Origin of the sequence: Enterobacter cloacae complex sp. EB5, from assembly GCF_031432835.1 — a bacterium.
GTDB lineage: Bacteria > Pseudomonadota > Gammaproteobacteria > Enterobacterales > Enterobacteriaceae > Enterobacter > Enterobacter hormaechei_C.
In genome coordinates this window covers 1660699-1685914 of the sequence record NZ_CP133860.1, presented here as the reverse complement: position 1 = coordinate 1685914, position 25216 = coordinate 1660699, and the positions used below count along the sequence as shown (strand labels likewise).

The following is a 25216-nucleotide window of genomic DNA, read 5'->3' as shown; positions in this document are numbered from 1 at the left end:
ACATTGAAAGGATAACTTATGAACAAGACTCAACTGATTGATGTAATTGCGGACAAGGCTGATCTGTCTAAAGTGCAGGCTAAAGCTGCTCTGGAATCTACCCTGGCTGCTATTACTGAGTCTCTGAAAGAAGGCGATGCTGTACAACTGGTTGGTTTCGGTACCTTCAAAGTGAACCACCGCGCTGAGCGTACTGGCCGCAACCCGCAGACCGGTAAAGAAATCAAAATCGCCGCAGCTAACGTGCCGGCATTTGTTTCTGGTAAAGCACTGAAAGACGCAGTTAAGTAAGACGCGTGGCAGTGAACAGTTTTAACGAAGGGGCGGCAACGCCCCTTTTGTCATTCTGGCGTGGAACGCTCGCGCTGGCAGGCGTACTGTTGCTCTCTGCCTGTAGCCATGATTCCTCACTCCCCCCGTTTACCGCCAGCGGCTACGCTGACAACCAGGGTGCGGTCAGGATCTGGCGCAAAGATTCCAGCGATGAAGTCCATATGCTCACCGCGTTCAGTCCGTGGCATAACGGCAACACCTCGACCGCAGAATACCGCTGGCAGGGCGATGCGCTGTCGCTCATTGAACTGAATATCTACAGTAAGACTCCCGAACACGTGAAGGTGCGTTTCGACGACCACGGCGAGCTGAGCTTTATGCAGCATGAGGTCAGTGGACTGAAACAGCAGCTTTCCAGCGATCAGGTCGCCCTCTACCGCTACCGTGCGGAACAACTCCGCCAGACCAGCGATGCACTGCGTCAGGGCCGCGTGGTGCTGCGTCAGGGGCGCTGGCATGCCGACGGCACGGTGACCACCTGCGAAGGGCAGACGATGAAGCCTGAGCTTGAATCCTGGGCAACCGAACACATTCAGCGTCGTCAGCGGCATTCATCTGTGGAGGTAAGTGTGGCATGGCTGGAAGCGCCGGAAGGCTCTCAGCTGTTGCTGGTGGCGAATGAAGATTTCTGCACCTGGCAGCCGACAGAAAAGAGTTTTTGATTTAAATCCCCTCTCCCTTGAGGGAGAGGGTTAGGATGAGGGCGAGGGGGAAATTACTCTCCCTGCTCCCGCGCAATGGCACGGTAGCCAATATCCTGGCGGCTAAAGCTGCCATTCCAGTGAATATCCGCCATCAGCGCATACGCGCGCTTCTGCGCCTCTGCCACGGTCTGGCCCAGCGCGGTCGCACACAACACGCGACCGCCGTTGGTGAGCACGCGGTCGTCTTCAGAGAGCTTCGTACCGGCGTGGAACACCTTCGCACCGTCAATCTCTTCCAGCGGCAGGCCGTGGATCTCATCTCCGGTGTTGTAGCTACCCGGATACCCACCCGCAGCAATCACCACACCTAAAGAGGCACGCTCGTCCCACTCGGAGGTTTTCTCATCCAGCTTGCCTTCGCACGCCGCCAGACACAGATCAACCAGATCGGACTTCATGCGCAGCATGATCGGCTGGGTTTCCGGATCGCCGAAGCGGCAGTTGAATTCAATCACCTTCGGGTTACCCTGCTTGTCGATCATCAGGCCTGCGTAAAGGAAACCGGTGTAGGTATTGCCTTCCGCCGCCATCCCTTTCACGGTTGGCCAGATGATGCGGTCCATGGTGCGCTGGTGTACTTCGTCAGTGACCACCGGAGCAGGGGAGTAAGCACCCATCCCGCCGGTGTTTGGCCCCGTGTCGGCATTGCCTACGCGCTTGTGATCCTGGCTGGTGGCCATCGGCAGAACGTGCTCGCCGTCAACCATCACGATAAAGCTCGCTTCTTCGCCGTCGAGGAACTCCTCAATCACGATGCGGTGGCCCGCGTCGCCAAAGGCGTTACCCGCCAGCATATCCTGCACCGCGGCTTCCGCTTCTTCGAGAGTCATCGCCACGATAACGCCTTTCCCGGCAGCCAGGCCGTCGGCTTTGATCACAATCGGCGCGCCTTTTTCACGCAGGTAAGCCAGAGCAGGCTCTACCTCGGTGAAGTTCTGATATTCCGCCGTCGGGATGTTATGACGCGCGAGAAAATCTTTGGTGAAGGCTTTTGAGCCTTCCAGCTGCGCAGCCCCTTCCGTTGGGCCGAAAATTTTCAGGCCCGCGGCGCGGAAGGCATCTACAACGCCGATCACCAGCGGTGCTTCCGGGCCAACAATCGTCAGATCGATATTCTCGTTTTGGGCAAAGCTCAGCAGTGCCGGGATATCGGTTACGCCGATGGCGACGTTCTGTAGCGCGGGCTCCAGCGCGGTACCGGCGTTACCCGGTGCCACAAAGACGGTTTCAACCTGCGGAGACTGCGCTGCTTTCCACGCCAGGGCGTGCTCGCGCCCGCCGTTACCAATCACTAATACTTTCATTTTCTGCTCCGGGAATTAATGGCGGAAGTGGCGCATGTCGGTGAAGATCATCGCAATGCCATGCTCGTCGGCAGCGGCAATCACTTCGTCATCACGGATTGAACCGCCAGGCTGGATCACACAGGTGATGCCCACAGCAGCGGCCGCATCGATACCGTCGCGGAACGGGAAGAAGGCGTCAGAGGCCATGGCGGAGCCTTTGACTTCCAGACCTCCGTCACCTGCTTTGATACCCGCGATTTTTGCAGAGTAAACGCGGCTCATCTGGCCTGCGCCGATTCCGATGGTCATGTTCTCTTTGGCGTAGACGATGGCGTTGGATTTCACGAACTTCGCCACTTTCCAGCAGAACAGCGCGTCACGCAGTTCCTGCTCGGTTGGCTGACGTTTGGTGACGACACGCAGATCGGCTTCGCCCACCATACCCAGATCGCGGTCCTGAACCAGCAGCCCGCCGTTCACGCGCTTGAAGTCCAGGCCTGGAACGCGCTCTGCCCACTGGCCGCAAACCAGTACGCGCACGTTCTGTTTCGCCGCGGTGATTTTCAGCGCCTCTTCGGAGGCCGATGGCGCGATGATCACTTCGACAAACTGACGGGAGATGATGGCCTGTGCGGTTTCCGCATCCAGTTCGCGGTTGAAGGCGATAATGCCGCCGAACGCGGAGGTCGGGTCGGTTTTGTAGGCGCGATCGTAGGCATCAAGGATTGAGGTGCTCACGGCAACGCCACATGGGTTCGCATGCTTGACGATAACACAGGCCGGCTCGCTGAACTCTTTCACGCATTCCAGCGCGGCGTCGGTATCGGCAATGTTGTTATAGGAGAGCGCTTTGCCCTGCACCTGCTGTGCGGTCGCAACAGACGCTTCTTTTACCTCTTCTTCTATATAGAAGGCAGCCTGCTGGTGGCTGTTCTCGCCGTAACGCATATCCTGCTTCTTAATGAAGTTCAGGTTCAGGGTGCGCGGGAAGCGGCCAGAGGGATCTTTGCTTTCACCGTGGTAGGCAGGTACCAGGCTACCGAAGTAGTTGGCGATCATGCTGTCGTAGGCGGCGGTATGCTCGAAGGCTTTGATGGCGAGATCGAAACGCGTTTCAAGCGTCAGGGACCCGTCGTTGGCATCCATCTCATTAATAATGGCGTTGTAGTCGCTGCTCTTTACCACGATGGTCACATCTTTATGGTTCTTGGCTGCGGAGCGCACCATGGTCGGGCCGCCGATATCGATATTCTCAACCGCGTCTTCCAGAGAACAGCCTTCACGGGCGACGGTCTGGGCGAATGGGTAGAGGTTAACGACAACCATGTCGATGGGGGCAATATTGTGCTGCTCCATAATGCCGTCGTCCTGACCGCGACGGCCCAGAATACCGCCGTGCACTTTCGGATGCAGGGTTTTGACGCGTCCATCCATCATTTCCGGGAAACCGGTGTAATCGGACACTTCGGTTACCGGTAGACCTTTCTCTGCTAACAGGCGCGCGGTGCCACCTGTAGAAAGCAGCTCCACACCGCGTGCAGAAAGTGCCTGAGCGAATTCGACGATACCGGCTTTATCAGAAACACTGAGCAGAGCGCGGCGGACTGGACGACGTTGTTGCATGGTAAATCCCCTGGATTTCACGATTACAGAGAGCGTTAGATGAATTTTCCAGCGAAAAACTCATCTAACACACCTGACGAGGCCTCCTTGTTAAGCGCGAGCATTTTAACGAAAACGTTTGCGCAACGCTCGCATATTTTCACTTTTTCGCAGTGCTGTGGATAACTCTGTGTGTAAAAGGGTATAAGGCGGGGTTTTGCTGGGGAATGCAGCAGTCAGTCATTTTTCTGTCATTTAGCGGTTGCGGCCTGCGGAGAACTCCCTATAATGCGCCTCCATCGACACGGCGGATGTGAATCACTTCACAAACAACCCGGTCGGTTGAAGAGAAAAAATCCTGAAATAACGGGTTGACTCTGAAAGAGGAAAGCGTAATATACGCCACCTCGCGACAGAGCGCTGAAGCGCGTCGCAACTGCTCTTTAACAATTTATCAGACAATCTGTGTGGGCACTCAAAGTGACATGGATTCTTAACGTCGCAAGACGAAAAATGAATACCAAGTCTCAACGAGTGAACACGTAATTCATTACGAAGTTTAATTCATTGAGCATCAAACTTTTAAATTGAAGAGTTTGATCATGGCTCAGATTGAACGCTGGCGGCAGGCCTAACACATGCAAGTCGAACGGTAACAGGAAGCAGCTTGCTGCTTCGCTGACGAGTGGCGGACGGGTGAGTAATGTCTGGGAAACTGCCTGATGGAGGGGGATAACTACTGGAAACGGTAGCTAATACCGCATAATGTCGCAAGACCAAAGAGGGGGACCTTCGGGCCTCTTGCCATCGGATGTGCCCAGATGGGATTAGCTAGTAGGTGGGGTAACGGCTCACCTAGGCGACGATCCCTAGCTGGTCTGAGAGGATGACCAGCCACACTGGAACTGAGACACGGTCCAGACTCCTACGGGAGGCAGCAGTGGGGAATATTGCACAATGGGCGCAAGCCTGATGCAGCCATGCCGCGTGTATGAAGAAGGCCTTCGGGTTGTAAAGTACTTTCAGCGGGGAGGAAGGCGATAAGGTTAATAACCTTGTCGATTGACGTTACCCGCAGAAGAAGCACCGGCTAACTCCGTGCCAGCAGCCGCGGTAATACGGAGGGTGCAAGCGTTAATCGGAATTACTGGGCGTAAAGCGCACGCAGGCGGTCTGTCAAGTCGGATGTGAAATCCCCGGGCTCAACCTGGGAACTGCATTCGAAACTGGCAGGCTAGAGTCTTGTAGAGGGGGGTAGAATTCCAGGTGTAGCGGTGAAATGCGTAGAGATCTGGAGGAATACCGGTGGCGAAGGCGGCCCCCTGGACAAAGACTGACGCTCAGGTGCGAAAGCGTGGGGAGCAAACAGGATTAGATACCCTGGTAGTCCACGCCGTAAACGATGTCGACTTGGAGGTTGTGCCCTTGAGGCGTGGCTTCCGGAGCTAACGCGTTAAGTCGACCGCCTGGGGAGTACGGCCGCAAGGTTAAAACTCAAATGAATTGACGGGGGCCCGCACAAGCGGTGGAGCATGTGGTTTAATTCGATGCAACGCGAAGAACCTTACCTACTCTTGACATCCAGAGAACTTTCCAGAGATGGATTGGTGCCTTCGGGAACTCTGAGACAGGTGCTGCATGGCTGTCGTCAGCTCGTGTTGTGAAATGTTGGGTTAAGTCCCGCAACGAGCGCAACCCTTATCCTTTGTTGCCAGCGGTCCGGCCGGGAACTCAAAGGAGACTGCCAGTGATAAACTGGAGGAAGGTGGGGATGACGTCAAGTCATCATGGCCCTTACGAGTAGGGCTACACACGTGCTACAATGGCGCATACAAAGAGAAGCGACCTCGCGAGAGCAAGCGGACCTCATAAAGTGCGTCGTAGTCCGGATTGGAGTCTGCAACTCGACTCCATGAAGTCGGAATCGCTAGTAATCGTGGATCAGAATGCCACGGTGAATACGTTCCCGGGCCTTGTACACACCGCCCGTCACACCATGGGAGTGGGTTGCAAAAGAAGTAGGTAGCTTAACCTTCGGGAGGGCGCTTACCACTTTGTGATTCATGACTGGGGTGAAGTCGTAACAAGGTAACCGTAGGGGAACCTGCGGTTGGATCACCTCCTTACCTTAAAGAACCTGCCTTTGCAGTGCTCACACAGATTGTCTGATGAATGATGAACTTCTGAATGTACTTTTGAGTGCATTAAGAAGTTTTGCTCTTTAAAAATCTGGATCAAGCTGAAAATTGAAACGACACACAGCTCATGTGTGTTCGAGTCTCTCAAATTTTCGCAATCAGAAGTGAAACATCTTCGGGTTGTGAGGTTAAGCGACTAAGCGTACACGGTGGATGCCCTGGCAGTCAGAGGCGATGAAGGACGTGCTAATCTGCGAAAAGCGCCGGCGAGGTGATATGAACCCTTGACCCGGCGATGTCCGAATGGGGAAACCCAGTGTGATTCGTCACACTATCGTTAACTGAATACATAGGTTAACGAGGCGAACCGGGGGAACTGAAACATCTAAGTACCCCGAGGAAAAGAAATCAACCGAGATTCCCCCAGTAGCGGCGAGCGAACGGGGAGCAGCCCGGAGTCTGAATCAGCTTGTGTGTTAGTGGAACGGTCTGGAAAGTCCGACGGTACAGGGTGATAGTCCCGTACACGAAAGCACACTTGCTGTGAACTCGAAGAGTAGGGCGGGACACGTGGTATCCTGTCTGAATATGGGGGGACCATCCTCCAAGGCTAAATACTCCTGACTGACCGATAGTGAACCAGTACCGTGAGGGAAAGGCGAAAAGAACCCCGGCGAGGGGAGTGAAAAAGAACCTGAAACCGTGTACGTACAAGCAGTGGGAGCACCTTCGTGGTGTGACTGCGTACCTTTTGTATAATGGGTCAGCGACTTATATTCTGTAGCAAGGTTAACCGTATAGGGGAGCCGAAGGGAAACCGAGTCTTAACTGGGCGTTAAGTTGCAGGGTATAGACCCGAAACCCGGTGATCTAGCCATGGGCAGGTTGAAGGTTGGGTAACACTAACTGGAGGACCGAACCGACTAATGTTGAAAAATTAGCGGATGACCTGTGGCTGGGGGTGAAAGGCCAATCAAACCGGGAGATAGCTGGTTCTCCCCGAAAGCTATTTAGGTAGCGCCTCGTGAACTCATCTTCGGGGGTAGAGCACTGTTTCGGCTAGGGGGCCATCCCGGCTTACCAACCCGATGCAAACTACGAATACCGAAGAATGTTATCACGGGAGACACACGGCGGGTGCTAACGTCCGTCGTGAAGAGGGAAACAACCCAGACCGCCAGCTAAGGTCCCAAAGTCATGGTTAAGTGGGAAACGATGTGGGAAGGCACAGACAGCCAGGATGTTGGCTTAGAAGCAGCCATCATTTAAAGAAAGCGTAATAGCTCACTGGTCGAGTCGGCCTGCGCGGAAGATGTAACGGGGCTAAACCATGCACCGAAGCTGCGGCAGCGACACTATGTGTTGTTGGGTAGGGGAGCGTTCTGTAAGCCGTTGAAGGTGTGCTGTGAGGCATGCTGGAGGTATCAGAAGTGCGAATGCTGACATAAGTAACGATAAAGCGGGTGAAAAGCCCGCTCGCCGGAAGACCAAGGGTTCCTGTCCAACGTTAATCGGGGCAGGGTGAGTCGACCCCTAAGGCGAGGCCGAAAGGCGTAGTCGATGGGAAACAGGTTAATATTCCTGTACTTGGTGTTACTGCGAAGGGGGGACGGAGAAGGCTATGTCAGCCGGGCGACGGTTGTCCCGGTTTAAGCATGTAGGCGGAGGTTCCAGGTAAATCCGGTACCTTATTAACGCTGAGGTGTGATGACGAGGCACTACGGTGCTGAAGTGATAAATGCCCTGCTTCCAGGAAAAGCCTCTAAGCATCAGGTAACACGAAATCGTACCCCAAACCGACACAGGTGGTCAGGTAGAGAATACCAAGGCGCTTGAGAGAACTCGGGTGAAGGAACTAGGCAAAATGGTGCCGTAACTTCGGGAGAAGGCACGCTGATGTGTAGGTGAAGTCCCTGCGGACGGAGCTGAAATCAGTCGAAGATACCAGCTGGCTGCAACTGTTTATTAAAAACACAGCACTGTGCAAACACGAAAGTGGACGTATACGGTGTGACGCCTGCCCGGTGCCGGAAGGTTAATTGATGGGGTTAGCTGTAAGGCGAAGCTCTTGATCGAAGCCCCGGTAAACGGCGGCCGTAACTATAACGGTCCTAAGGTAGCGAAATTCCTTGTCGGGTAAGTTCCGACCTGCACGAATGGCGTAATGATGGCCAGGCTGTCTCCACCCGAGACTCAGTGAAATTGAACTCGCTGTGAAGATGCAGTGTACCCGCGGCAAGACGGAAAGACCCCGTGAACCTTTACTATAGCTTGACACTGAACACTGGTCCTTGATGTGTAGGATAGGTGGGAGGCTTTGAAGCGTGGACGCCAGTCTGCGTGGAGCCGCCCTTGAAATACCACCCTTTAATGGCTGGTGTTCTAACGTAGACCCGTAATCCGGGTTGCGGACAGTGTCTGGTGGGTAGTTTGACTGGGGCGGTCTCCTCCCAAAGAGTAACGGAGGAGCACGAAGGTTGGCTAATCCTGGTCGGACATCAGGAGGTTAGTGCAATGGCATAAGCCAGCTTGACTGCGAGCGTGACGGCGCGAGCAGGTGCGAAAGCAGGTCATAGTGATCCGGTGGTTCTGAATGGAAGGGCCATCGCTCAACGGATAAAAGGTACTCCGGGGATAACAGGCTGATACCGCCCAAGAGTTCATATCGACGGCGGTGTTTGGCACCTCGATGTCGGCTCATCACATCCTGGGGCTGAAGTAGGTCCCAAGGGTATGGCTGTTCGCCATTTAAAGTGGTACGCGAGCTGGGTTTAGAACGTCGTGAGACAGTTCGGTCCCTATCTGCCGTGGGCGCTGGAGAATTGAGGGGGGCTGCTCCTAGTACGAGAGGACCGGAGTGGACGCATCACTGGTGTTCGGGTTGTCATGCCAATGGCACTGCCCGGTAGCTAAATGCGGAAGAGATAAGTGCTGAAAGCATCTAAGCACGAAACTTGCCCCGAGATGAGTTCTCCCTGAGACTTTAAGTCTCCTGAAGGAACGTTGAAGACGACGACGTTGATAGGTCGGGTGTGTAAGCGCAGCGATGCGTTGAGCTAACCGATACTAATGAACCGTGAGGCTTAACCTTACAACGCCGAAGATGTTTTGGCGAAGAGACGAAATTTTCAGCTTAGATTCAGAGTCCGAAGGATTTTGCGCTGAGACAAGGCGGCAAACGAAGGAAAGGAAGGAGCATACTGAGGTATGTGACTGACTTTACGAGAGCAGCCAACGCAGTATCAGTGCGAAAGACACAGGACAGAGCACAAGAATTTGCCTGGCGGCTGTAGCGCGGTGGTCCCACCTGACCCCATGCCGAACTCAGAAGTGAAACGCCGTAGCGCCGATGGTAGTGTGGGGTCTCCCCATGTGAGAGTAGGGAACTGCCAGGCATCAAACAAGAAGAACCCCGTACCGTAAGGTGCGGGGTTTTTTGCTTTGTGCGTTCTGAAAAGTCGGGTGGTGGCCCAGCCTTACCCGACCTACAAGCTTTCCCTCCTTGAAACTTTCTCACCTTTCGCTTGCAGACTCGACATTAAGCCCGTTTCTGGGTATCGTTAGCTGTCTGGATGTCTAAACGTTTATACGTATGCTGTGAGGATTTAAGGTTATGCCGATTCGGGTGCAGGACGAGCTACCAGCCGTCAATTTCTTGCGTGAAGAGAATGTCTTCGTAATGACAACTTCGCGTGCTTCTGGTCAGGAAATTCGCCCGCTGAAGGTGCTGATCCTTAATCTGATGCCAAAGAAGATCGAAACGGAGAACCAGTTCCTGCGTTTGCTCTCCAACTCTCCGCTTCAGGTTGATATCCAGCTGCTGCGGATTGACGCGCGTGAGTCACGCAACACGCCTGCTGAGCATCTGAATAACTTCTACTGTAATTTTGAAGATATTCGCGATGAGAATTTCGATGGGCTGATCGTCACCGGCGCACCGCTGGGTCTGGTGGAATTCAATGACGTTGCCTACTGGCCACAGATCAGGCAGGTGCTGGAGTGGGCAAAAGATCACGTCACGTCCACCTTGTTTGTCTGTTGGGCGGTACAGGCCGCACTGAATATCCTCTATGGCATTCCCAAGCAAACCCGCAGCGACAAACTTTCTGGCGTATACGAACACCACATTCTTCACCCGCATGCGCTGCTGACGCGTGGTTTCGATGACACTTTCCTGGCCCCGCATTCTCGCTACGCCGATTTTCCGGCACAGCTTATTCGCGATTACACCGACCTGGAAATCCTGGCCGAAACGGAAGACGGCGATGCCTACCTGTTCGCCAGTAAAGACAAACGCATCGCGTTCGTTACCGGCCATCCTGAGTACGATCCGCATACCCTCGCGTCAGAGTATTTTCGTGACGTTGAAGCGGGTCTGAATCCGGATGTCCCGTACAACTATTTCCCGAAAAACGATCCGCAAAACACGCCTCGGGCAACCTGGCGTAGTCACGGAAATTTGCTGTTCACCAACTGGCTCAACTATTACGTTTACCAGATTACGCCGTACGATCTGCGCCACATGAATCCGACGCTGGAGTAATCGTCTGCATTAAACGATCCTAAAGCGTTTCAGCTATTCAGATCAGGCACCTTCGGGTGCCTTTTTTATTTCCGAAATCCAACTCAACCTCATGAAAAACTTTAATTTCATATTAATCAATCGGTTGTGATTATATATAAATTAAAATGGAAATTGTTTTTGATTTTGGAAAAATTATAGATAGTCTTAATTCTGCTGAGCGAAAACTACACAACGATCTTTCGCTCGCATCGGGGGCGTGATTTTGGATCTTTGATGAGGAGCAGAACGATGACTCAACAGGCAACAACGGTCGATGAACTGACCTTTACCCAGCCGAATGGTGAACAAGAACAGCAAGTTTTGACGGCAGAAGCGGTAGAGTTTCTGACTGAACTGGTGACGCGCTTTACGCCACAGCGTAATAAACTGCTGGCGGCACGCATTCATCAACAACAGGAAATCGATAACGGCAAGTTGCCAGGATTTATTTCGGAAACTGCTTCCATTCGTCATGGTGAATGGAAAATCCGCGGAATTCCTGAAGATTTACAGGATCGTCGCGTAGAGATCACCGGTCCGGTAGAGCGCAAAATGGTGATCAACGCCATGAATGCCAACGTCAAAGTATTTATGGCGGACTTCGAAGATTCCCTCGCGCCGGACTGGCAGAAAGTTATCGACGGGCAGATCAACCTGCGCGACGCCGTCAACGGCACCATCAGCTATACCAACGAAGCCGGTAAAATATACCAGCTCAAACCGAATCCGGCGGTGCTGATCTGTCGCGTACGCGGTCTGCATTTGCCAGAAAAACACGTCACCTGGCGCGGAGAAGCGATTCCGGGCAGCCTGTTCGACTTTGCGCTGTACTTCTTCCACAACCATAAAAACCTGCTGGCGAAAGGCAGCGGCCCCTATTTCTATCTGCCGAAAACCCAGTCCTGGCAGGAAGCGGCGTGGTGGAGTGAAGTTTTCAGCTACGCAGAAGACCGCTTTGGCCTGCCGCGCGGCACCATTAAGGCCACGCTGCTGATTGAAACCCTGCCTGCCGTATTCCAGATGCATGAGATCCTCCATGCGCTGCGTGACCATATTGTGGGCCTGAACTGCGGCCGCTGGGATTACATCTTCAGCTACATCAAGACGCTGAAAAACCATGCCGACCGGGTATTGCCGGATCGCCAGGTTGTCACTATGGATAAACCGTTCCTTAGCGCCTACTCGCGCCTGCTGATTAAGACCTGCCACAAACGCGGCGCCTTTGCGATGGGCGGTATGGCGGCGTTTATCCCGAGCAAAGATGCAGAGCGTAACAATCAGGTGCTCAACAAGGTGAAAGCCGATAAAGAGCTGGAAGCCCGTAATGGCCACGACGGGACGTGGATTGCCCATCCTGGTCTGGCCGATACGGCGATGGAAGTCTTTAACCGCGTACTCGGCGACAACAAAAACCAGCTGTTTGTCACCCGTGAAGACGATGCGCCAATCGCAGAAGAACAGTTGCTGGCGCCGTGTGCGGGCGAACGCACGGAAGAGGGGATGCGCGCCAACATTCGCGTCGCCGTGCAGTACATCGAGGCATGGATCTCAGGCAACGGCTGCGTGCCTATCTACGGCCTGATGGAAGATGCCGCCACGGCGGAAATTTCACGTACCTCCATCTGGCAGTGGATCCATCATCAAAAAACGCTCAGCAACGGCAAACCGGTAACCAAAGCCCTGTTTCGTCAGATGCTGGCCGAAGAGATGTGGGTCATCCAGGACGAACTGGGCGAACACCGCTTCAGCAGCGGGCGTTTTGACGATGCAGCACGTCTGATGGAGCAAATCACCACCTCTGATGACTTAATCGACTTCCTGACCCTGCCGGGCTACCGCTTCCTGGCGTAATTCACCACATAACAATATGGAGCATCTGCACATGAAAACCCGTACCCAACAGATCGAAGAGTTACAAAAAGAGTGGACCCAACCGCGCTGGGAAGGCATTCGCCGTCCGTACAGCGCAGAGGAAGTGGTGAAGTTACGCGGCTCGGTTAACCCGGAATGTACGCTGGCGCAGAACGGCGCGGCGAAAATGTGGGATCTGCTCCATGGGGGAGCTAAAAAAGGCTATATCAATAGCCTCGGCGCACTGACTGGCGGTCAGGCATTGCAGCAGGCGAAGGCCGGCATTGAGGCTATCTATCTTTCCGGCTGGCAGGTCGCGGCGGATGCTAACCTGGCCTCCAGCATGTATCCGGATCAGTCTCTTTATCCGGCGAACTCGGTGCCGTCAGTAGTAGATCGGATCAACAATACCTTCCGCCGTGCGGATCAGATCCAGTGGGCTGCGGGTATCGAACCCCACGATCCGCGTTTTATCGATTATTTCCTGCCGATCGTCGCCGATGCGGAAGCCGGTTTCGGCGGCGTGCTAAACGCCTTTGAGCTGATGAAATCGATGATTGAGGCCGGTGCAGCGGCCGTACACTTTGAAGATCAGCTGGCGTCGGTGAAGAAGTGCGGGCATATGGGCGGGAAAGTGCTGGTGCCAACCCAGGAAGCGATCCAGAAGCTGGTTGCTGCGCGTCTGGCTGCTGACGTGCTCGGCGTACCGACGCTGGTGATTGCCCGTACCGATGCGGACGCGGCGGACCTGATCACCTCTGACTGCGACCCGTATGACAGCGAATTCATTACCGGCGAACGTACCAGCGAAGGGTTCTATCGCACGCATGCCGGTATTGAACAGGCGATCAGCCGCGGCCTGGCGTATGCCCCTTACGCTGACCTGGTCTGGTGTGAAACCTCCACGCCGGATCTGGCGCTGGCGAAGCGCTTTGCCGATGCGATTCATGCGAAGTATCCGGGCAAGCTGCTGGCCTATAACTGTTCGCCGTCCTTCAACTGGCAAAAGAATCTGGACGATACCACCATCGCCAGCTTCCAGCAGCAATTGTCAGATATGGGCTACAAGTACCAGTTCATCACCCTGGCGGGTATCCACAGCATGTGGTTCAACATGTTCGACCTGGCGCACGCCTACGCGCAGGGCGAAGGCATGAAGCACTATGTTGAGAAGGTACAGCAGCCAGAATTTGCGGCGGGCAAAGAGGGATATACCTTCGTTTCGCACCAGCAGGAAGTGGGGACCGGCTACTTCGATAATGTGACCACGATTATTCAGGGCGGGACCTCCTCCGTCACGGCATTAACGGGCTCGACGGAAGAAGCACAGTTCTAATCTTTTCCCCCTCTCCCCCCTCGGGGAGAGGGTTGGGGTGAGGGGGAATATATGTCGCGTGGTCTGGAATTACTGATTGCCCAAACTATTTTGCAGGGCTTCGATGCCCAGTATGGCCGCTTTCTGGAAGTCACCTCCGGCGCGCAACAGCGTTTCGAACACGCCGACTGGCATGCGGTTCAGCAGGCCATGAAGCAGCGTATCCATCTTTATGATCACCACGTAGGTCTGGTGGTGGAACAGCTGCGCTGTATTACCGACGGTAAAAACCCGGATGCGGAATTTTTACTGCGCGTGAAAGAGCACTACACCCATCTGTTACCCGACTACCCGCGCTTCGAGATTGCGGAGAGCTTTTTTAACTCCGTCTATTGCCGGTTATTTGACCACCGCTCATTATCTCCTGAGCGGTTATTTATCTTCAGCTCCCAGCCGGAGCGCCGCTTCCGTACCATTCCGCGTCCGCTGGCGAAAGACTTCTTTCCCGATCGCGGTTGGGAAAAGCTCCTGCACCGCGTCTTAACGGATTTGCCGCTGCGCCTGCCTTGGGAGAATAAACCCCGGGATATCGGCTATATCCACGCATATCTCAGTGAAACCTTCGGCGAGGCGGTGCTCAGCCGCAGCCATTTGCAGGTTGCCAACGAGCTTTTCTACCGGAATAAGGCCGCCTGGCTGGTGGGCAAACTGGTTACGCCGACAGCTATCGTGCCGTTTCTGCTACCCATTCACCGTACCGACGACGGCGAACTGTTTGTCGATACCTGCCTGACTACCAGCGCTGAGGCCAGTATCGTATTTGGCTTCGCCCGCTCCTATTTCATGGTCTATGCCCCACTGCCTGCCGCCCTGGTGGAGTGGCTGCGCGAGATCCTGCCGGGCAAAACCACCGCCGAGCTGTATATGGCGATTGGCTGTCAGAAGCATGCCAAAACGGAAAGTTATCGGGAATACCTGCGTTATGTCACCACGGCTGATGAGCAGTTTATCGAAGCGCCGGGGATCCGCGGCATGGTGATGCTGGTTTTCACACTGCCGGGCTTTGACCGGGTGTTTAAGGTGATTAAGGATAAATTCGCCCCGCAGAAAGAGATGAGCGCCGCGCACGTTCGTGCCTGCTATCAACTGGTTAAAGAACACGACCGCGTCGGGCGCATGGCGGATACCCAGGAGTTTGAAAACTTTGTGCTGGATAAGCAGCAGATCGATCCGGCGCTGATGTCGCTGCTAATGCAGGAAGCGCCGACGAAAATTACCGATCTTGGCGATAAGATTGCGATTAGCCATCTCTATATCGAGCGCCGGATGGTGCCGCTAAATATCTGGCTGGAGCAATCCGAAGGCCAGGCTTTACGAGACGCCATTGAAGAGTACGGCAATGCGATTCGCCAGCTCGCCGCCGCCAATATTTTTCCCGGCGACATGCTGTTTAAAAACTTCGGCGTCACCCGTCACGGGCGGGTGGTGTTCTACGATTACGATGAAATTTGCTACATGACCGAGGTGAACTTCCGCGATATCCCGCCGCCGCGCTATCCGGAAGATGAACTGTCCAGCGAGCCGTGGTACAGCGTATCGCCGGGCGATGTGTTTCCGGAGGAGTTTCGCCACTGGCTGTGCGCTGACCCGCGTATCGGGCCGTTATTTGAAGAGATGCATGCCGATCTGTTTCGCGCCAGCTACTGGCGCGGGCTGCAAACGCGGATAAAAAATGGGCACGTGGAAGATGTCTACGCTTACCGCCGCAAGCAGCGGTTTTGCATCCGCTTTTCTCCCTCTCCCTGTGGGAGAGGGCCGGGGTGAGGGCATCAGGCGGCAATGCACGTTTAACGAATCCCACCGTACGCCAGCGTCACCTCTTTCGCCGCCTTAATCACCATCGCGCCCAGCTCGGTGACGCGGTCGTCGGTCATACGTGAAATCGGCCCGGAGATGGAGATAGCGGCAAACGGCTCGCGATGCTCGTCGAATATACAGGACGCGAGGCAGCGCAGGCCCAGGGCATGTTCTTCGTCATCAAACGAATAGCCGCGCTTGCGGGTCAGGGCCAGATCTTCTTTCAGATGCACCGGCGACACCAGCGTGGCGTGGGTGTAGGCGTGCAGACCTTTACGGTGCAGCAGACCCGTTACCTGCTCTTCGCTCAGCTGCGAGAGAAACGCTTTCCCTGCACCAGAGGCGTGCATCGGCAGCTTGCCGCCAATCGGCGCGGACATGCGCATCAGCTGCGTGCACTGCACCTGGTCGATGATAATCGCCTGGTGATCGCTCTGATCCAGCACGGCCAGGTTTACCGTCTCGCCGGACTCCTCCATCAGCTTGCGCAGAATCGGGTGGACAATCGCCAGCAGGTTGCGGCTTTGCAGGAAGCTGCTGCCGACAATAAACGCATGCGCCCCCACCGCCCAGTGTCCCAGCTCGCCCACCTGACGCACGAAGCCCAGCTGCTGCATGGTGGTCAGCAGACGGTGCGTGGTGGAGTTCGGCAGGCCAGCCTGCTGCGCCAGCTCCGTCAGGGCCACGCTACCATGCGATTCGGCTATCCATTCCAGCAGCTTCAGGCCGCGCGTCAGGGATTGAACCTGTCCGCCAGGTTGTGCAGCGGTGGTTGCAGCAGGTTTTCTGCCGCGTTTAGCGGGAACGGTCGTAACCATGACGAACTCCTTTTTCTGTATCGTGGAAATCATTTTCGTTTTATTTGGTGGTTTTGCAACTGCTTTCCTGACTGATCGGAGGAGTGATAGTGAACATGTCTCATGTTACCGCTGTGTGACTTTTCGACCCTGCGAGATTATGCCAGTATGGAACGCAGCCTTTTGGCCTTGTTGAGCGTTGTCGGGAGCAAGTGTGAGCAGCAAAGTAGAGCAACTGCGTGCGCAGTTAAATGAACGAATTCTGGTGCTGGACGGCGGCATGGGCACCATGATCCAGGGCTATCGTCTGAGTGAAGACGATTTCCGCGGCGAGCGCTTTGCCGACTGGCCTTGTGACCTGAAAGGAAACAATGACCTGCTGGTGTTGAGCAAACCGTCTGTCATCAGGGATATCCACAACGCTTACTTCGAAGCGGGTGCGGATATTGTAGAAACCAACACCTTCAACTCGACAACCATCGCCATGGCGGATTACCAGATGGAATCCCTGTCGGCGGAGATCAACTTTGAAGCGGCGAAGCTGGCGCGCGCCTGCGCCGACGAATGGACGGCCCGTACGCCGGACAAGCCGCGCTACGTAGCCGGGGTGCTGGGCCCAACCAACCGCACCGCGTCGATTTCTCCGGACGTGAACGATCCAGCCTTCCGCAATATTACCTTTGACCAGCTGGTGGCCGCGTATCGTGAGTCCACTAAAGCGCTGGTGGAAGGCGGTTCCGACCTGATCCTGATTGAAACCGTATTCGACACCCTCAACGCCAAAGCCGCGATCTATGCGGTGAAAGAGGAGTTCGAGGCGCTGGGCGTCGACCTGCCGATCATGATTTCCGGCACCATCACCGATGCCTCGGGGCGCACGCTTTCCGGCCAGACAACCGAAGCGTTTTATAACTCCCTGCGCCACGCCGACGCGCTCTCCTTCGGCCTGAACTGCGCGCTGGGGCCGGATGAACTGCGCCAGTACGTGCAGGAGCTTTCGCGCATCGCAGAGTGCTACGTCACCGCCCACCCGAATGCCGGTCTGCCCAATGCCTTCGGGGAGTACGATCTGGATGCCGACACCATGGCGGCGCAAATCCGCGAATGGGCCGAATCTGGCTTCCTCAACATTGTCGGCGGCTGCTGCGGCACCACGCCGGAGCATATCGCCGCCATGAGCCGCGCCGTCGCCGGGCTTCCACCGCGCAAGCTACCCGAGCTTCCGGTAGCCTGTCGTCTGTCCGGCCTGGAGCCGTTGACCATCGGCGACGACAGCCTGTTTGTGAACGTGGGTGAACGTACAAACGTCACCGGTTCTGCGAAGTTCAAGCGCCTGATTAAAGAAGAGAAGTACAGCGAAGCGCTGGACGTCGCCCGCCAGCAGGTGGAAAGCGGCGCGCAGATTATCGATATCAACATGGACGAGGGGATGCTCGACGCCGAAGCGGCAATGGTGCGTTTCCTCAATCTGATTGCCGGTGAGCCGGATATCGCCCGCGTGCCGATCATGATTGACTCTTCCAAATGGGAAGTCATCGAAAAAGGGCTGAAGTGCATTCAGGGCAAAGGCATCGTTAACTCCATCTCGATGAAAGAGGGCGTCGATATCTTTATCCACCACGCGAAGATGGTGCGTCGCTACGGAGCCGCCGTGGTGGTGATGGCCTTCGATGAAGTGGGCCAGGCCGATACCCGCGAGCGCAAGATTGAGATTTGCCGCCGCGCGTACAAAATTTTGACCGAAGAGGTGGGCTTCCCGCCGGAAGACATCATCTTCGACCCGAACATCTTCGCCGTCGCGACCGGCATCGAAGAGCACAACAACTACGCCCAGGACTTCATCGGCGCGTGTGAAGACATTAAACGCGAACTACCGCATGCGCTGATCTCCGGCGGCGTGTCGAACGTCTCGTTCTCGTTCCGCGGCAACGACCCGGTGCGTGAGGCGATCCACGCCGTGTTCCTCTACTACGCCATCCGCAACGGGATGGACATGGGGATCGTCAATGCCGGCCAGCTGGCAATTTACGACGATCTGCCAGCCGAGCTGCGTGACGCCGTAGAAGACGTGATCCTCAATCGTCGTGACGACGCCACCGAACGCATGCTGGATCTGGCGGAAAAATACCGCGGCAGTAAATCTGACGAATCAGCCAACGTTCAGCAGGCCGAATGGCGTTCCTGGGATGTGAATAAGCGTCTGGAATACTCGCTGGTAAAAGGCATTACCGAGTTTATCGAGCAGGATACCGAGGAAGCGCGTCAGCAGGCCGCCCGTCCGATTGAAGTGATCGAAGGGCCGCTGATGGACGGCATGAACGTGGTCGGCGATCTGTTCGGCGAGGGCAAAATGTTCCTGCCGCAGGTGGTGAAATCCGCCCGCGTGATGAAGCAGGCGGTGGCGTATCTGGAACCCTTTATCGAAGCCAGCAAAGAGAAGGGCTCCAGTAACGGTAAAATGGTTATCGCCACCGTGAAGGGCGACGTGCACGACATCGGCAAAAACATTGTTGGCGTGGTGTTGCAGTGTAATAACTACGAAATTATCGACCTTGGCGTGATGGTCCCGGCGGATAAAATCCTCAAGACCGCGCGCGAAGTGAATGCGGATCTGATTGGTCTTTCCGGGCTGATTACGCCGTCGCTGGACGAAATGGTCAACGTGGCAAAAGAGATGGAGCGCCAGGGCTTCACCATTCCACTGCTGATTGGCGGGGCAACCACCTCGAAAGCCCACACGGCGGTGAAAATCGAGCAGAACTACAGTGGGCCGACGGTGTATGTTCAAAACGCCTCGCGCACCGTGGGTGTGGTCTCCGCGCTGCTGTCCGACACCCAGCGCGATGACTTTGTCGCCCGCACCCGCAAAGAGTATGAAACCGTCCGCATTCAGCATGGACGTAAGAAACCGCGCACGCCGCCGGTTTCGCTTCAGGCGGCGCGCGATAACGATCTGGCGTTCGACTGGTCCAGCTATACGCCGCCGGTCGCACACCGTCTGGGTGTGCAGGACGTGACGGCCAGCATCGAAACGCTGCGTAACTACATCGACTGGACGCCGTTCTTCATGACCTGGTCGCTGGCGGGCAAATATCCGCGCATTCTTGAAGATGAGGTGGTGGGCGAAGAGGCGAAGCGCCTGTTTAAAGATGCTAACGACATGCTCGACAGGCTGAGCGCAGAGAAAGCCCTTAATCCGCGCGGCGTGGTGGGGCTGTTCCCGGCGAACCGCGTGGGCGACGACATAGAAATCTACCGCGATGAAACCCGCACCCACGTACTGGCCGTGAGCCACCACCTGCGCCAGCAAACCGAGAAAGTGGGCTTTGCCAACTACTGCCTGGCGGATTTCGTCGCACCGAAACTCTCCGGTAAAGCCGACTATATTGGCGCGTTTGCCGTAACCGGCGGTCTGGAAGAAGACGCGCTGGCGGATGCGTACGACGCGCAGCACGATGATTACAACAAAATCATGGTGAAAGCGATCGCCGATCGCCTGGCGGAAGCCTTTGCTGAGTACCTCCACGAGCGCGTACGTAAGGTGTACTGGGGCTACGCGGCGAATGAGAACCTCAGCAACGAGGAGCTGATCCGCGAAAACTACCAGGGCATTCGTCCGGCGCCGGGGTATCCGGCCTGCCCGGAACACACCGAGAAGGGCACTATCTGGAAATTGCTGGACGTTGAAGCGCACACAGGGATGAAACTCACCGAGTCGTTCGCCATGTGGCCGGGCGCGTCCGTTTCCGGCTGGTATTTCAGCCACCCGGACAGCAAGTACTTCGCCGTAGCGCAGCTACAGCGCGATCAGATTGAGGATTACGCCCTGCGTAAAGGCATGAGCATGTCAGAGGTGGAACGCTGGCTGGCGCCGAATTTGGGCTACGACGCAGACTAACGTCACTTTTCCTTACAACAAACAGGGCACCTCAACGGTGCCCTGTCTCTTTCTTACGTTTAAACCCTTATACTGGAAGAAGGTTCTTACCACATTGCCCGGTGGCGCTGCGCTGACCGGGCCTACGCGTAGGCCGGATAAGGCGTAGCCGCCATCCGGCAAGACAACGCGCAACAAGCCTCAGGAAAACAGATAACGATAAGGAGGAAAACCTACCGTGTTGACGTTGTTACATCTGCTCTCCGCAGTCGCACTGCTGGTATGGGGCACCCATATCGTTCGGACCGGCGTGATGCGCGTGTTTGGCGCACGTTTACGTACCGTTCTCAGCGGCAGCGTTGAGAAGAAGCCGCTCGCCTTCTGCGCGGGTATTGGCGTCACGGCGCTGGTGCAAAGCAGCAACGCCACCACCATGCTCGTCACCTCGTTCGTGGCGCAGGATCTGGTGGCGCTCGCCCCGGCGCTGGTGATTGTCCTTGGCGCCGACGTCGGTACCGCATTAATGGCGCGTATCCTGACCTTTGACCTCTCCTGGCTGTCGCCGCTGCTGATTTTTATCGGCGTCATTTTCTTCCTCGGCCGTAAGCAAAGCCGTGCCGGGCAGCTTGGCCGCGTCGGTATTGGCCTCGGACTGATCCTGCTGGCGCTGGAGCTGATTGTGCAGGCTGTCACGCCGATCACCCAGGCCAACGGTGTGCAGGTCATCTTCGCCTCGTTAACCGGCGACATTATGCTGGATGCGCTGATCGGCGCGGTATTTGCCATCGTCAGCTACTCCAGCCTGGCAGCGGTCCTGCTGACGGCGACCTTAACCGCCGCAGGGGTAATTTCCTTCCCGGTGGCGTTGTGCCTGGTGATCGGTGCCAACCTCGGCTCTGGCCTGCTGGCGATGCTCAACAACAGCGCCGCTAATGCCGCCGCCCGCCGCGTGGCGCTGGGAAGCCTGCTGTTTAAGCTGGTGGGCAGCCTGATCATTCTGCCGTTTGTGCACCCGCTGGCGAACCTGATGGACAATCTCTCTCTGCCGAAAGCGGAGCTGGTGATCTACTTCCACGTCTTCTACAACCTGGTGCGCTGTCTGGCGATGGTGCCGTTTGCTGCGCCGATGGCCCGCTTCTGCGAGCGGCTTATTCGTGATGAACCGGAGCTGGACGCGCGCCTCAAGCCGAAGCATCTGGACACCTCGGTGCTCGACACGCCCGCACTGGCAATCGCCAATGCCGCCCGCGAAACGTTGCGCATGGGCGACGCGATGGAAACCATGCTGGAAGGGCTGCAAAAGGTGATGCACGGCGAGCCGCGCGAAGAAAAAGAGCTGCGCAGGCTGGCGGACGATATCAACGTGCTCTATACCGCCATCAAGCTCTATCTGGCGCGGATCCCCCAGGACGAGCTGGCGGAAGAGGAATCCCGCCGCTGGGCGGAAATCATCGAGATGTCGCTTAACCTGGAGCAGGCTTCGGATATTGTCGAGCGTATGGGCAGTGAAATCGCGGACAAATCCCTGGCCGCACGTCGGGCGTTTTCTGTTGAAGGGCTGAAAGAACTGGAAGCGCTGCACGAACAGCTGGTCAGCAACCTGAAGCTGGCGATGTCGGTCTTCTTCTCCAGCGACGTGCCGAGTGCGCGCCGCCTGCGCCGCAATAAGCATCGTTTCCGCATCCTTAATCGCCGCTACTCGCACGCCCACGTTGAGCGTCTGCACCAGCAGAACGTGCAGAGTATCGAGACCAGCTCACTCCACCTGGGACTGCTGGGCGATATGAAGCGCCTGAACTCGTTGTTCTGTGCGGTGGCGTACAGCGTGATGGAGCAGCCGGATGAAGACGACGAGCGGGATGAGTATTAATCCCCAGAGGGTTTGATTGTTAACCCAAGGCCCAATGCTTTCATGACCGCCAGCGTGGTTTTGAGCGTTGGGTTCCCCTTATCACTGAATGATCGATACAGTTGTTCTCGTGACAGGCCCGTTTGCTGGGAAATGGTCGACATCCCTTTCGCTCGGGCGATGACGCCCAGCGCTTTAGCAATGTACGCTGAGTCACCCGTTTCTAATGCATCAGCCATAAACACAGCGATTTCCTCGTCATCCACCAGTGCGTTGGCTGGATCGTAGGGTGTTAATTTATGCATGCTCATTCACTCCTGCCATTGGGATACATTGCTCAGCATTTTTGCCATAAGTATGTCTCTGGCCTGGCTGCTTTTGTCACCACCACATAACAGCACGATGATGCAATTGCCCTGGTCCTTAAAATAGACTCTGTAGCCCGGGCCAAAGTGGATCCTCAGTTCACTGATACCTTCCCCCACGGGTCTAATGTCGCCCGCTAAGCCATTTGCCAGCCTAAAGAGGCGGGAAGCGATAATCGTCTTTGCCCGCCTGTCCTTTAAGTTTTGCTCCCAGCGTCGGAAGGATTCTGTCTGAACGATCTCCTTCATATTACTCCCTGTGATTTATAAACTACAAGCAATTGTCTCTGGAGAGTAAAGCTAAAAGGAGTTAGCCCAAGGATAAATAGCCTGACGCTAAATCCTGAAAGCGTCTCGCAAACTAAAAAACCCGTCTCAGTTACCGTCGGCTAATCTTTTTTTCCAGCCCAAACCTAAGGTATATTTCGCCCTTCACAGGAGAAACTATGCTGCCAACTCAATCAACCCGATTAAACAAATACATTAGCGAGAGCGGGATCTGCTCACGTCGCGAGGCTGACCGTTACATTGAACAGGGTAACGTGTTTCTTAACGGCAAACGAGCCACCATTGGCGATCAGGTGGTACCTGGCGATGTGGTGAAAGTGAATGGTCAGGTCATCGAACCGCGTGATGCCGAAGACCTGGTGTTTATCGCGTTGAACAAACCGGTTGGGATTGTCAGTACCACGGAAGATGGCGAGCGGGACAACATCGTTGATTTCGTGAACCACAGCAGCCGTATCTTCCCGATTGGTCGCCTGGATAAGGACTCTCAGGGGTTAATTTTCCTGACTAACCACGGCGATCTGGTCAACAAAATTCTGCGTGCCGGGAACGACCACGAGAAAGAGTATATCGTTACGGTGAACAAGCCGGTTACGGACGAGTTTATCCGGGGAATGGGCGCAGGCGTGCCGATTCTGGGCACCGTGACGAAGAAGTGTAAGGTCAAAAAAGAGGCGCCGTTCGCGTTCCGTATCACGCTGGTGCAGGGCCTGAACCGCCAGATCCGCCGCATGTGCGAGTACTTCGGTTATGAAGTGACGAAGCTGGAACGCACGCGCATCATGAACGTCAGCCTGTCCGGGATCCCGCTGGGCGAGTGGCGTGACTTAACGGATGACGAGCTGATCGAGCTGTTCAAACTTATCGAGAACTCCTCGTCCGAAGCGAAGCCGAAAGCTAAAGCGAAACCGAAAACGCAGGCGATTAAGCGTCCGGTGGTGAAGGCGCCGCAGGCGGAAGAGAAAGGGCGAGGCAAGCCGGGCAACGGAAAACGCTTTACCCAGCCGGGGCGCAAAAAGAAAGGGCGCTGATTAGCGCCTTCCACGGGTTGATGTGCTGGCGGACCAGGAGAAGGTCGCCTCTGCATCGGGTTTATACGCCTGCTCTTTTTTCAGCTTGCGGGCTTTTTTCGCCGCGGCATCACGTTGCGCCATCAGTTTATCGATGTACTCTTTTTTAACCTGATTGGTTTCGGCGTTCGTCAGCGTGCGGCCATGCGCGATGCGGGCGCGGTCGAGTAGCGTTTTCAGTTCGCGCTGCTCGGCTTCCGACATGTCTTTCTGGGTCAAACGTGGTGTAGCCATTGCTGAAGCCTCCTGATGGGGAGGCTTCAGTGTAAAGCAAGCCGGGTCAATTAACCCTGTTTCACCGCATCTTTTTTCGGTTGGTCATCAATCGGCTTACCGGACCAGTACCCTGCTAACAGCGAACCGGACAGGTTATGCCAGACGGAGAACAGCGCCCCCGGTAGCGCTGCCAGCGGTGAGAAGTAAATTTTACCCAGCGCCGCTGCCAGGCCGGAGTTCTGCATCCCCACTTCGATCGCCAGCGTGCGGCAGGTGGATTCGTCAAAGCCAAACAGCTTCCCGCCCCAGTAACCGCCCAGCAGACCAATAGTGTTATGCAGCACAACCGCGACGATCACCACAAAGCCCACCGAAGCAATGTGCGATGCGGAACCGGCTACCACGGCGCTGATAATGGCCAGTATGCAGATCATCGAAAACGCGGGCAGATACGGCTCAACCGCTTTCACCACCCGCGGGAAGAGATGGTGGATCACCAGCCCCAGCGCAATTGGAATCACCACGATTTGCAGGATGCTGAGCAGCATGCCCATCACGTCCACCTGGATATGCGCGTCCACGTACAGGCGGGTTAACAGCGGCGTGGCAATCACGCCCACCAGCGTGGAAACGGACGAGATAGTGACGGAAAGCGCCACGTCGCCTTTCGCCAGATAGATCATGACGTTAGATGCCGTGCCGCTGGCGACGCTCCCCACCAGCACCATCCCAGCGGAAAGGTCGGGCGGCATCTTAAAGGCCATCGCCAGCAGCCAGGCCGCGAGCGGCATCACCAGGTAGTGCAGGAAAATCCCTGCGGCAACCGGTGCCGGGCGAGACAGCACGCGTTTGAAATCATCAATTTTCAGATGCACGCCCATGCCGAACATAATCAGCATCAGTAGCGTAGTGACCCACGGACCAATGCCCGTGAACGTGGTGGGAGTGTAATACGCGAGTACAGAGAGCAGCAGCGCCCATAACGGGAACAGCCGGGTGATAGCGGAGAGCATAGTGAATTCCTTGCAGTATTGTCGTGTTGTTTTGTTATAAAAAAGCCGGGTCTGTGCCCGGCTTATCGATATTGTTTAACGTGCTAACGAA

Annotated in this window: 16 protein-coding genes and 3 rRNA genes; 12 read left to right on the top strand and 7 right to left on the bottom strand. The window is 55.7% G+C overall.

From position 1 onward, the window contains the following. The first annotated feature begins 18 nt into the window (after positions 1 to 18). Together hupA and RHN82_RS08025 are read left to right on the top strand one after the other, a co-directional pair. On the top strand, positions 19 to 291 hold the full coding sequence (hupA, locus tag RHN82_RS08030; protein ID WP_002445246.1) for a nucleoid-associated protein HU-alpha: 273 nt from the start codon (positions 19 to 21) through the stop codon (positions 289 to 291). An 11-nt stretch (positions 292 to 302) separates the two neighbouring features. Beyond that, entirely contained in the window at positions 303 to 995 is a 693-nt protein-coding gene (locus RHN82_RS08025; protein WP_047052396.1) for a DUF1481 domain-containing protein, read from the top strand. 53 nt (positions 996 to 1048) lie between these two features. On the opposite strand, the gene purD is transcribed toward RHN82_RS08025, so the two are convergent. Together purD and purH are read right to left on the bottom strand one after the other, a co-directional pair. Beyond that, positions 1049 to 2341: a phosphoribosylamine--glycine ligase gene (gene purD, locus RHN82_RS08020; protein ID WP_047052394.1), complete on the bottom strand. Its 1293-nt coding sequence runs from the start codon at positions 2339 to 2341 to the stop codon at positions 1049 to 1051. Positions 2342 to 2356: 15 nt separating this feature from the next. Further along, complete coding sequence (gene purH / locus RHN82_RS08015) at positions 2357 to 3946, bottom strand: bifunctional phosphoribosylaminoimidazolecarboxamide formyltransferase/IMP cyclohydrolase (RefSeq protein WP_047052392.1); 1590 nt, start codon at positions 3944 to 3946, stop codon at positions 2357 to 2359. Between the two features lie 563 nt (positions 3947 to 4509). Here purH and RHN82_RS08010 point away from each other — a divergent pair. The 7 genes from RHN82_RS08010 to aceK all read left to right on the top strand — a co-directional run bounded on the left by RHN82_RS08010 (position 4510) and on the right by aceK (position 15617). Further along, positions 4510 to 6051, top strand: a 16S ribosomal RNA gene (locus RHN82_RS08010). A 198-nt stretch (positions 6052 to 6249) separates the two neighbouring features. Then, positions 6250 to 9154: ribosomal RNA gene (locus RHN82_RS08005) — 23S ribosomal RNA — on the top strand. A 188-nt stretch (positions 9155 to 9342) separates the two neighbouring features. Further along, a 5S ribosomal RNA gene (rrf, locus tag RHN82_RS08000) occupies positions 9343 to 9458 on the top strand. Together the 16S, 23S and 5S rRNA genes form the textbook arrangement of a ribosomal RNA operon. Positions 9459 to 9676: 218 nt before the next feature. After that, a complete protein-coding gene (metA, locus tag RHN82_RS07995; protein WP_017382604.1) occupies positions 9677 to 10606 on the top strand; it encodes a homoserine O-succinyltransferase in 930 nt (309 codons plus the stop codon). 270 nt (positions 10607 to 10876) lie between these two features. Continuing rightward, positions 10877 to 12478, top strand: a complete 1602-nt coding sequence (gene aceB / locus RHN82_RS07990; RefSeq protein WP_047052038.1) for a malate synthase A — start codon at positions 10877 to 10879, stop codon at positions 12476 to 12478. A gap of 31 nt (positions 12479 to 12509) precedes the next feature. Next, positions 12510 to 13814 carry an isocitrate lyase gene (gene aceA / locus RHN82_RS07985; protein ID WP_047052041.1) on the top strand — a complete coding sequence of 435 codons (1305 nt, stop codon included), beginning with the start codon at positions 12510 to 12512 and terminating at the stop codon, positions 13812 to 13814. Positions 13815 to 13865: 51 nt separating this feature from the next. Beyond that, a complete protein-coding gene (gene aceK, locus RHN82_RS07980; RefSeq protein WP_047052043.1) occupies positions 13866 to 15617 on the top strand; it encodes a bifunctional isocitrate dehydrogenase kinase/phosphatase in 1752 nt (583 codons plus the stop codon). 23 nt (positions 15618 to 15640) lie between these two features. On the opposite strand, the gene iclR is transcribed toward aceK, so the two are convergent. Beyond that, entirely contained in the window at positions 15641 to 16468 is an 828-nt protein-coding gene (gene iclR, locus RHN82_RS07975; RefSeq protein WP_003860353.1) for a glyoxylate bypass operon transcriptional repressor IclR, read from the bottom strand. A 193-nt stretch (positions 16469 to 16661) separates the two neighbouring features. Here iclR and metH point away from each other — a divergent pair, with 193 nt between their 5' ends. Beyond that, complete coding sequence (gene metH / locus RHN82_RS07970) at positions 16662 to 20345, top strand: methionine synthase (protein ID WP_047052047.1); 3684 nt, start codon at positions 16662 to 16664, stop codon at positions 20343 to 20345. A gap of 217 nt (positions 20346 to 20562) precedes the next feature. Beyond that, positions 20563 to 22194, top strand: coding sequence for a Na/Pi cotransporter family protein (locus tag RHN82_RS07965; protein ID WP_003860350.1), 1632 nt, complete (start codon positions 20563 to 20565; stop codon positions 22192 to 22194). Here RHN82_RS07965 and RHN82_RS07960 read toward each other — a convergent pair. Together RHN82_RS07960 and RHN82_RS07955 are read right to left on the bottom strand one after the other, a co-directional pair. Continuing rightward, on the bottom strand, positions 22191 to 22478 hold the full coding sequence (locus RHN82_RS07960; protein WP_022650216.1) for an addiction module antidote protein: 288 nt from the start codon (positions 22476 to 22478) through the stop codon (positions 22191 to 22193). The two genes, RHN82_RS07965 and RHN82_RS07960, sit on opposite strands and share 4 nt — an antisense overlap. Positions 22479 to 22484: 6 nt before the next feature. Continuing rightward, positions 22485 to 22787 carry a type II toxin-antitoxin system RelE/ParE family toxin gene (locus tag RHN82_RS07955; RefSeq protein WP_023315213.1) on the bottom strand — a complete coding sequence of 101 codons (303 nt, stop codon included), beginning with the start codon at positions 22785 to 22787 and terminating at the stop codon, positions 22485 to 22487. A gap of 197 nt (positions 22788 to 22984) precedes the next feature. Between RHN82_RS07955 and rluF the strand changes: the two genes are divergently transcribed. Further along, positions 22985 to 23857: a 23S rRNA pseudouridine(2604) synthase RluF gene (rluF, locus tag RHN82_RS07950; RefSeq protein ID WP_022646725.1), complete on the top strand. Its 873-nt coding sequence runs from the start codon at positions 22985 to 22987 to the stop codon at positions 23855 to 23857. Here the strand turns inward: rluF and RHN82_RS07945 are convergent, their stop codons facing one another. Further along, complete coding sequence (locus RHN82_RS07945; protein WP_047052050.1) at positions 23858 to 24130, bottom strand: DUF3811 domain-containing protein; 273 nt, start codon at positions 24128 to 24130, stop codon at positions 23858 to 23860. Between the two features lie 50 nt (positions 24131 to 24180). Then, on the bottom strand, positions 24181 to 25125 hold the full coding sequence (gene panS, locus RHN82_RS07940) for a ketopantoate/pantoate/pantothenate transporter PanS (RefSeq protein ID WP_032627014.1): 945 nt from the start codon (positions 25123 to 25125) through the stop codon (positions 24181 to 24183). Positions 25126 to 25216 lie beyond the last annotated feature (91 nt).

Coding starts and splice junctions, on each gene's coding strand:
- hupA (WP_002445246.1), top strand. CDS start 19: ATGAACAAGACTCAACTGATTGATGTAATTGCGGACAAGGCTGATCTG.
- purD (WP_047052394.1), bottom strand. CDS start 2,341: ATGAAAGTATTAGTGATTGGTAACGGCGGGCGCGAGCACGCCCTGGCG.
- purH (WP_047052392.1), bottom strand. CDS start 3,946: ATGCAACAACGTCGTCCAGTCCGCCGCGCTCTGCTCAGTGTTTCTGAT.
- metA (WP_017382604.1), top strand. CDS start 9,677: ATGCCGATTCGGGTGCAGGACGAGCTACCAGCCGTCAATTTCTTGCGT.
- aceB (WP_047052038.1), top strand. CDS start 10,877: ATGACTCAACAGGCAACAACGGTCGATGAACTGACCTTTACCCAGCCG.
- aceA (WP_047052041.1), top strand. CDS start 12,510: ATGAAAACCCGTACCCAACAGATCGAAGAGTTACAAAAAGAGTGGACC.
- aceK (WP_047052043.1), top strand. CDS start 13,866: ATGTCGCGTGGTCTGGAATTACTGATTGCCCAAACTATTTTGCAGGGC.
- iclR (WP_003860353.1), bottom strand. CDS start 16,468: ATGGTTACGACCGTTCCCGCTAAACGCGGCAGAAAACCTGCTGCAACC.
- RHN82_RS07960 (WP_022650216.1), bottom strand. CDS start 22,478: ATGCATAAATTAACACCCTACGATCCAGCCAACGCACTGGTGGATGAC.
- RHN82_RS07955 (WP_023315213.1), bottom strand. CDS start 22,787: ATGAAGGAGATCGTTCAGACAGAATCCTTCCGACGCTGGGAGCAAAAC.
- rluF (WP_022646725.1), top strand. CDS start 22,985: ATGCTGCCAACTCAATCAACCCGATTAAACAAATACATTAGCGAGAGC.
- RHN82_RS07945 (WP_047052050.1), bottom strand. CDS start 24,130: ATGGCTACACCACGTTTGACCCAGAAAGACATGTCGGAAGCCGAGCAG.
- panS (WP_032627014.1), bottom strand. CDS start 25,125: ATGCTCTCCGCTATCACCCGGCTGTTCCCGTTATGGGCGCTGCTGCTC.